This window comes from Protofrankia sp. CiP1_Cm_nod3 (assembly GCF_982290655.1).
The window spans coordinates 6040-14343 of record NZ_CEVIVD010000125.1 but is presented as its reverse complement, the minus strand read 5'-3'; the positions used below and the strand labels follow the sequence as shown (position 1 = coordinate 14343).

Here is an 8304-nt window from a genome sequence, read left to right as displayed (position 1 = left end):
CGAACCCACCTACACCTTCCGCCCCGGTGCTCGAGCCCCCTCCGTTCGGGGTGCGCGCCGTCCCTGTCACACTGTGCGCAGCCGACAGCGTTTACGGACGGACGGGGGCACATGGCTGGCAAGGTAATAATCCACCTGCTCGGCACATCCGACGTGGGAATCACCACCGGCGGCCGGCTTTCCGGCGAGGCGGTACACGATCTCGAAAAAAGGTACGCCGATATCGAGAAGGTTCTGAACGGCGTGGCTGCCGCGGCGGAGGAGTGGACGAACGCCGCTGCTGACAGCGCTGTACGGAACGCCGCGAAGGAGGAGTTGAGCAAGGCTCGGAACGATATAGAACCGCTTCTTGTCACGCATGAATTCACTAATACGCGGACAGGAAAAAGCGGGCGCCGAAGCGCCCCGCTGGCGACTCTTCTCCGTAGTCAGAAGGATTGGGGATCCCGCCCGGCTCGCTCTCGCGACCACGCGACAGGAGCCTTCGGAGGCCGCCGACACCTGGCGGATCTTCAAGCTGATAAGAAGCGCGCTGGAAATCTGGCCGGATCTTTACGCGGATGTGGCGCTGAGCGCCGTGGACGAGATCCCGATGGGGGCGCCGTTGACCGCTGCTGCCCGGGACGCTGTTGACTCCTACCTCGAGAACAAGCAGCTCGACGGCGTCTTTCTCGGCTATGGGACGGGCGCGAAGAACAGTCTCAGCGGGCTCTTTCTCGGCTGTCTCGAGTCCACTTTTACGGTCGATCTTGTTCCGCTTCAGGAAGGGCATGGCCGAACGTCGCTGACGTTGCAGTCGGACGCGCGTGGCTGGCTTTCCAGGAAACGCCACTTCCGCGGCCTGGCCGAACTGGCCGAGTGTGCTGGAAACGAGCGGGAAAGCTGGGCATGGAAGGCGTTACACTGTCGTCAGATCCAGGACGACGACGGTTTTCGGTATGCCGTTGGGCGGGCGGGGCTGCCCGAGCTGGAGAAGGACGAGTTCGGCCCGCGTTCCCATCATTCCGTTGAGAGCGCCTTGCTCGACAGGCTGCTCCGGAACGAGGTCGCCGCTCTCCTGCAGGTTCGCTCGTGGATCTATGATCACTACCGTGAGCTGGTGGAGAGCGAGCCGGACGGAAGTAACTGGCCCGAGATCGGAAAGCGGACGCTGGGTCCTCTGATAGGAAGCGTCGAGGACAACCATGAGCTCGCCGGTCGTCTGCCGAGGGAGTTCCTGGTGTCCAGTTCTGTCAAGCATCTCAACGAGGTTGCCAGCAGCGTCGCGCACGACGCGCTCACGGCTTCGAAGGGTTTTCGGAGGGCTGACGGCTACTTCCGCGAGATCGCTGAGGCCGCTGACCGTCGGGATCCTCGGCGGAAGCTGGGGCTCTCGCCGAATCCGGCGCGTTGGTCGTCGCTCCCTTCGGGACGGCTGCTCGTGGTTCAGTGCGTGGGCGGGCAGGATCTCCGTCCACAGCTCACGGCCATTCTCGACCATGACTTCCAGAACATCCGGATCGACGAGGAAGTCGAGGAAGTCAACTGGAAGATCGATATCTTGATGATCGCGTCTGTCAGTACCGCTGACAAGGCACAAAGGGAGATCGAAGCGCTCTGGGCGGCGCTCGAACGGCGGTGGAGCCAGGCGGCGCAGCCCGAAGGGCACGACGGCGGGGAGGTGTACGACGGCAGGCTGGCCCGGCTGCGCTACCCGATAGGGATCACCTTGAAGCCGGCGCCACCGTCAGAATCCGGCCAGGTGAACAGAGAGAACAACATCGAGATGATGCGTGCGGAGATTGTCGATTCCATCAGGGTTCTTGACGCGACATTCGCGCTGCGCGATGCCGAGGCCGTTGTCTTCCTGGGCGGCCCGGCGACCCACGGTATGAACCTCGCGGCTGCGTTGGCCGCACTCGACTGGGCTGTGAAGGAGGGATGCCCGGCATACGTCGGCTCCATCGACGAGATCCGGCACACCGGCCCGGCCGGTCCGCCTCATAGCACGGTGAGTGTCTCGGACCGACATGTACTGGCATTACCGACTTACGACGGTCTGTTGAAGAATGTTGCCGCCCGGCAGGTCGAATCCCTGGAGTTTGTCGCGGCTGCGGCGACGCTGCGTCGGGGCGGGCGGGAGCTTCGTGATATCGCGGGCAGAGTCGACGATCTGCGCAGGGACGCGTTCGACTGGGATTCGGCTCGTGCTGCTCTGATTCCGGAGGTAGAGAAGCGGCGGGAGGAGGCCGCGCGCCGGTTGGAGTTGGTCCGAGCGCTGGGGAAAAACGACGGCTGGGGCTCGGTCTGTCTCGCGACCGCGATCTGTGAGCACGTGTTGAAGGAAGAGAAGAAAGGAAATAAGGGGCCCTGGGAGGAGGGGCCCCTGAAGAATCTTTCCCGGATTCGTAACAACAGCCCGACCACCCACAATAATGATCATGCCTCGTTGGCAAAGGCGCTGAGTGAGAAGCTGGGAACTCCGGTAAGTCAGGAGGATGCCCTCGACGTTCTCGATCTTTTTCTGGAGAAGGTCCAGAAGCAGTTGCTCGAAGGTATTATGATCGAGGTGGACATCGCTGAATACCGGAGCCGGTACGAGGACATCCTCGACGATCTCCGTAGTGCTCGTTCCGGGGTGACCGGGTAGAGATTTCTCCTGGTGGTTGTGCTCCGCGGGGCACAGCCACCAGGAGGGCCGGGTCGGGGTGAGGTTACTGTTCGTGTAGTTCGTGGAGCGGGGTCACGTTCGTGGTGAGTAGAGGCAGCGTGTAGCCGTACCTCATCGTCGGCTTTTTCGGATTCTGTGCACTGACCTTCTCGTTGAGCTGGAACCAGGCGACGATCTCCGAGATGTCGTCACCTTGGCGCGGTTTTGTCGAGCCCCGTGGATAGCCGACGCGGACGCCGTCGCCGTAGCCGGTGGCGGCCCGGCGCAGCGCGGCGATGTGGGCGGCTTTGTCGAAACTGCCACCCGTCGCTTCGGTGGTCGCCGTCCGGAAGGACTCGAGCAGTGTTTTCGCGATCTCGTCGAACCGCTCCGCACCGCCGTCCACGGAATCCTGGTCGATGGCGCCGAGGCAGCCGGACAGATCCCGGTAGGCGGCGGCCACCGTCTCGCCCCGGACGAGAGAACTGTCTTCCGGCAGCAGTTCAAGGGTGACCGAGCCCAGCCCGAGCGGCCGGCCGCGCCCGAGCCGGAACACGCCGAAATCGGCTGCCTTCGCCGACGGCTCCAGTTCTCTGGGGACGGCGAGTTCGCGAGGGTCGAGCAGCCACAGCAGCGCGCCGAGTTCCGCGTCGGTCATGTTCGTGACGTCGATGTCGAAGGTGAACGTGCTGTCGGCCCTGACCCAGGCCAGCACGGAGGCGTTCCGTTTTGTCCGTGGCTTCACCGGCTGTCCGTCCTGAGCCTGGCCCCGGCTCTGGGAGCCCTGTTGTTGCTGGCCGACGATCCGGACGGTGACCTTGTCCCGAACGTAGTCGTCGGGCCTGTCCTCAAGGTCGCGGTGGCGGGGGAAGACCTTGAAACCGCGCAGGCCCGCCTCCGGGCCGTACATTTCCGCCTTCAGCATTCTCTCGCCCACCGGTGTCCCGGCGGGGTCGGCCGCGCTGTAGAAACGGGCCTGGCTCGGCTTGGGCGCGCCCAGTTCGATCAGCGGGAGGCCGACATTGCCGAGCAGCTTTTTCTTATGGAAGTTGGTGATCTCCACCTTCTCGGGCAGGACCGGGGAGATCACGACATGTCCGCGATAGGCGGTCGCGCGTTCGTCGCGCTCGTCGGCACGCTGCTCGACCGTGCCGAAAACCCGGTCCGCCGCGGAGAATTTGTCAAAAGCCGTGGGAGGCTGGCGACGCGCCGCCGCAAGCAGCTCCGCCGGAGGTCTGGAGAACGGCCGGCGCCCGACCATGACAGGCAGCAGCCGTTCCAGCCGCTGGCCGTCATGGGAGAACACGCCGTACAGCAGATCCCCCGCTTCCAAAGGCCGCTGTCGCTCGGTTCTGCCCGCTGAGCTCTTCTTCCGGATGCTTTTCCTGACTCGCTCTTCCTTGGTTTTCCTTGCCCATTCGACGACCGGCAGGGACGCTGTCCTCTCTTTTCCCGGCCGGACACTCGGTGGCGCTCCGTCGAGTTCACGGACATAGCTGTCGAGCACCTCCCGGTAGGCGGCCGCGACGGTGTCGGTAAGCCGGACGGGTTTCGGTGGCAACAGGTTGTCCGGATCCGTGAAGAAGATTCGCTCATGTTTTTTCGAGGGGAAGTTCTTCGCATCGTGATTCTGGTTCGTGCGGCAGACCCAGCCGTCCACCGTAATAGTTTCGGGGTATCTGTCGGCAACGCTGCCGATCGGGCGGATATCACCTCCTTTCGCCCCGATCCCGGTGACCAGCCAGTATGAGTAGATATTGTTTCGCACGCTGGTCAGCTCGACGCTGACCTCGTCTTTGTGGGCGAAACGCCGGGCGGCGGCAAGGCCGTCTCCGGTGCGGAGGCCAGCCGGTTCCCAGATGAAATTCTTGATAGCGCTGTCGTCGGGGAGCAGTGCGGCCGGCATGTAGTCGTCGACCCGTCCGAATTCTCTCCGGGTGCCCAGCAGGGGCCTGGCGTGCAGTTCGCCGTCGATCTCCTCGATGCGTACCGGGGTCAGCTCGAGGGCCTCGTACGGCTGGGAACGGAATGCCAGCGGCAGATCGTGCCGGGCCGCGACCCCGAAGCGGGAGAGGGTGGCGATCTCGTAGGCGGAGCGGAGCATTCCCTTGACCGACGTCACCGGAATCTCGACGTCGTTGCCCTCCGTGGCGCCTTTCGCCTGCCCGGACCGGGAGCGGAGCCGGAGGAAGGTGTGGCCGGCCTCGGTCTCGTAGCCCTCGTGGTCCGTGGTGTCCTTTTCCGCCTTCGAGGCGGTCTCGCCGACGATCAGTGGAGTGCGGGCGGTCAGCCGTACCCGCAGGCGCCCGTTCCACAGCTCCGGCCGCAGCCGGTCGTGGCCGGCCGGGGCGCCGTCCGCGAACGGGGGTCCGGCCGGCCGGGGCGGCAGCGGCGCGAAGTTGTAGGCGTGGTGAAACGGTTTCCCCTCGGAGATCCCGGAGTTGTTCGCCCGAGCTCCGTTTCTTGTCCCCGCGTTTCCACGGGTCCTGTCGTTCCCGCTGCTCGTGGTGTAGGTACCGCGGCTGTTGTCGCGGGGCGCTCTGCTCACGGCTCAGGCCTCCTGGGCGGGGAATGATGCTGGGACCGCGGCGCCGCACAGCAGTTCGTCCGCGGGGACGATGTTGCCGTAGCGTGGCTCGGCCACGAAAACCTCGAAGCTGGGCAGGGCCGCTCTGGCACGTTCGGTGAAACCCGTCACCGGCGCGACGAACGGGCTCACCCTGTCCTGCTGGAAGCGGGCCCAGCCGAGACCGGCCGGCAGCGCCGTGGATTCGGTGAGCGGGCGGGCCGAGCCCCACAGCAGGTAGCTGTTCTCCCGAACCCAGCACGCCGTCGTGTCCGTCGTGTCCGCCGTGTCCGTCGTGTCCGCTGGCTGTTGTTCCCGCCGCGCGTCCTCCGGCGGCGCCGTCCGGGAGCCGTCGGAGGAGGGGGAAGCGGATACAGGAGGATCGGAAGCGGCGGGATCGGTGAGTATGACCAGGACGGCGTGCTCCGCCCCGGCTACCCATCGCCACTCGGCCGCGAGCACATCCGGCCCGTTGCCGAACAGGCGTGCCTCGAAGATCTTCCCAAGGGCCTCCGCAGGCAGCGCTTCGCCGTGTTCGTCCACCAGCTGCCAGTCGGTGCCGAGTTCGGCGAAGCGGGGGCCGCCGGTGCCGTAGAGCAGGGCGTACAGCAGCGGCGGCACGGGCTCGATGTCCCGGAGCGCGGCCAGCGCGTCGGAGAGCCCGCCGCCAGGCAGTCGCCGCTCGCCCAGCAGTGCCTTGCGGAGCGTCATGCTTCCCCCTCGCCGTTGTTCACGGCGTCGCCGTCACCTGCGGCGCTGCCGTCCGGGTTGTTGCCGGGTGTGCCGGGCGGGCCGATCCAGCGGATCCAGTCACCGTCGGCCGGCAGCAGCTTGCGCGCTTCGGCGAGGACGGCCGCGACGACCGCCGCCGGGCCCGCTTTCCCTTCCGTCGCGGACCAGCCGGCCGGCCATGGACGCCCGTCCGTGCCCGCCGCGCGGGCGGGGCCGCGGGCCTGTGCGTCGATCTTCGTCACGGTGAGCGCTCCCAGGCCCCGGGTGCCCCGGCTGCCCAGGGGCAGCGTCCCGGCGGCGAGCTCGGCGAGGACCAGGTACAGCAGGATGAGCGCGGCGTTCGCCCGCCCCGCCCGCTCCTCCGGTTCCGTTGGCTTCCCGGGATTCGGCCAGCCGGTGGTCAGCCGGTCGAGGTCGATCTCGATGGTGATCGGCTCCCAGCCCTGTTTCTTCTTGTTGTTCGCCTCCGGTTGTTGCACGGGAAGGATCGTGAACAGCCGTTCGTCCGCCGGGGCCGAGGTCCAGCGGTCCAGCGCCACCTGGGTCGAGAGCGTCCCGAGCCGGCCCGCCGCGGACGCGAAGGCCGGACCGCCCGCCGCCGGGGCCGCGCCGCCGGCGCCTGTCACGGCGCCGCTGCCTGCTGGGGCAGCACCGACCGTCGCCGAGGCACTGTCGCCTGCCGAAGGGGAGCCGTCCGCTGTGGAGGACGTGCGCAGGGCGTCGGCTTCCAGCCGGCTCAGCCCGGTGGCCAGGTGGACGTCGGAGATCCGTAACGGCGACTTCCAGTCGGCGGAGCCGAACAGCAGCCGCACCAGCTCGGGGTCGTCCGCCCGGTCGAGGACGAAGTCCCGTTGCCCGAAAGGCCGCTCGCCGTCCGCGCCGGGCTGCCCATCACCGATGATCGTCCGTGCGATGCGAGTGGCCCGGGTCCGGAACGCGCCTTTGATCTCCGAGGCTGGCAGGACGGGCTTCCAGACGAAGCTGTCGGCCGGAATGTCGTTGCTGTCGGTAGCGGTATTCCCGGTGGTGGCACGCCGCGCCATGCCCGGCCGTGCCCGGCTGCCTGTCGCTTCCGGCGCGCCCGCCGTTCCAGGCGCGCTGGTATCCACCCGGCGCGCCAGGACGGGGACCGTCACCTGGCGTTCCTGATCGTCGCCCTGAGGGATATGGCCGACGGTCCGGCCCGCCGCGACCAGCAGGGCGAGCCTGGGATGCCAGTCGACGGTGACTGTCAGTACGGAGGAGCTGGCGGGGATCTCCAGCGGCAGCTCGACGGACGTGAATCCAGGGCTGTTCCTGTCTCGGGTGTCCACGCCCAGCCAGGCCTGCAGGCCACGCAGGGTGGCGACGTCCATCCGCCGCAGGCTGGCCTCCGTGGCTCTGACGGACCCGAGGCCGCGGCTGGACGCGGCGCCCAACAGGATCGCTCCCCTGGTGAGCGCGGTAGCCAGCGAGGCGAGCATCGTCTTGAGTGTCAGATCGCCACCGTCGTCACCCGTACCGTCACCCGTACCGTCACCCGTGCCGTCACCTGGGCCATCAGTTCGGCCGTCACCTGGGGTGTTGCCGGCGCCGTCGCCCCGGGGCCGGTCCGGCCTGGCGCGCGCGTCCGTGGTCAGGCAGAGGGTGATCCTGGTGCCGGCGGGCAGGACCTCGCGGTCGTACTTGATACCGTGCGCGGCGGTCCCGGTCACGCGGTCGATGCCGACCCCGTCCCGGGTCTCGCTGTCGCCCTGGACGCCGGTTTTCGGGTCGGCGGGCGTGAGACCGGGCAGCGGGGCGTCGGCGACGACGATGCGGCTCGCGCCGTCGATCGACCCCCAGTGCCGCCGGACGGCCTCCGGCGTCCACGTCCGTTCGCACCAGGCGCGCAGGGCGCCTGCGATCGACGTGCCCGGAATGTAGTACTGACCGGCGCCGTTGACCGCCAGGGTCAGATGCGAACGCTGTCCCTTGCCGTCGCCCGCCGTGTCCGGGCCGGGTACGGCATCCGAGCCCGGCCCGGCGAGCGGATCGGTCAGGCCGGCCCCGCCGACGTGCAACGGGGCCTGGGTGACCAGCGTCGCGGCCAGCCGGTACCGGATGCGCGGGCGGAAGGCCGGCGGCTTCTCCCCGCCAGCGGAATAGGCCCACAGGGGGTCGTCCCAGATGCCGGACGTGCCCGTGCCGCCCGCGCTGTTCGTGCTGTCTGCCGCTGTGGTCATGCCGGGTTCTCCGTCCTCCGGCGGGCCGCTGCCGCGGCCGGTTCCGCTGTCGGTTCCGTCGTCACTGCCGTTGTCACTGCCGCCGTGGCTTGCGCCTCCAGGAGCTCGATCCGCTCGGCGACCAGCTCGGGGTCGTTGAAGCTGACCTGGCCGAACCCCTCGGCCGTGCGGCC

General features: G+C 67.8%; 5 protein-coding genes. 1 reads left to right on the top strand and 4 read right to left on the bottom strand.

Annotation, left to right across the window (positions count from 1 at the left end; all coding sequences use genetic code 11):
* Positions 1-66 precede the first annotated feature (66 nt).
* The gene (locus AC5LUJ_RS19125) at positions 67-360 is read right to left on the bottom strand and encodes a hypothetical protein (protein ID WP_250290407.1); all 294 of its coding nucleotides are present in this window, start codon (positions 358-360) and stop codon (positions 67-69) included.
* On the opposite strand from AC5LUJ_RS19125, the gene AC5LUJ_RS19120 reads away from it, so the two are divergent.
* Positions 359-2629: a hypothetical protein gene (locus tag AC5LUJ_RS19120; RefSeq protein WP_250290410.1), complete on the top strand. Its 2271-nt coding sequence runs from the start codon at positions 359-361 to the stop codon at positions 2627-2629. The genes AC5LUJ_RS19125 and AC5LUJ_RS19120 overlap by 2 nt on opposite strands.
* A 64-nt stretch (positions 2630-2693) precedes the next feature.
* Here AC5LUJ_RS19120 and AC5LUJ_RS19115 read toward each other — a convergent pair whose 3' ends face one another.
* From AC5LUJ_RS19115 to AC5LUJ_RS19105, 3 genes are read right to left on the bottom strand one after another with little or no spacing between them, the layout of a single operon-like run.
* A complete protein-coding gene (locus AC5LUJ_RS19115) occupies positions 2694-5177 on the bottom strand; it encodes a TIGR03986 family type III CRISPR-associated RAMP protein (protein WP_250283061.1) in 2484 nt (827 codons plus the stop codon).
* A gap of 3 nt (positions 5178-5180) precedes the next feature.
* Complete coding sequence (locus tag AC5LUJ_RS19110) at positions 5181-5906, bottom strand: hypothetical protein (protein WP_250283059.1); 726 nt, start codon at positions 5904-5906, stop codon at positions 5181-5183.
* A complete protein-coding gene (locus AC5LUJ_RS19105) occupies positions 5903-8131 on the bottom strand; it encodes an RAMP superfamily CRISPR-associated protein (protein ID WP_250283057.1) in 2229 nt (742 codons plus the stop codon). Before AC5LUJ_RS19105 ends, AC5LUJ_RS19110 begins: the two co-directional genes overlap by 4 nt.
* Between the last annotated feature and the right edge of the window lie 173 nt (positions 8132-8304).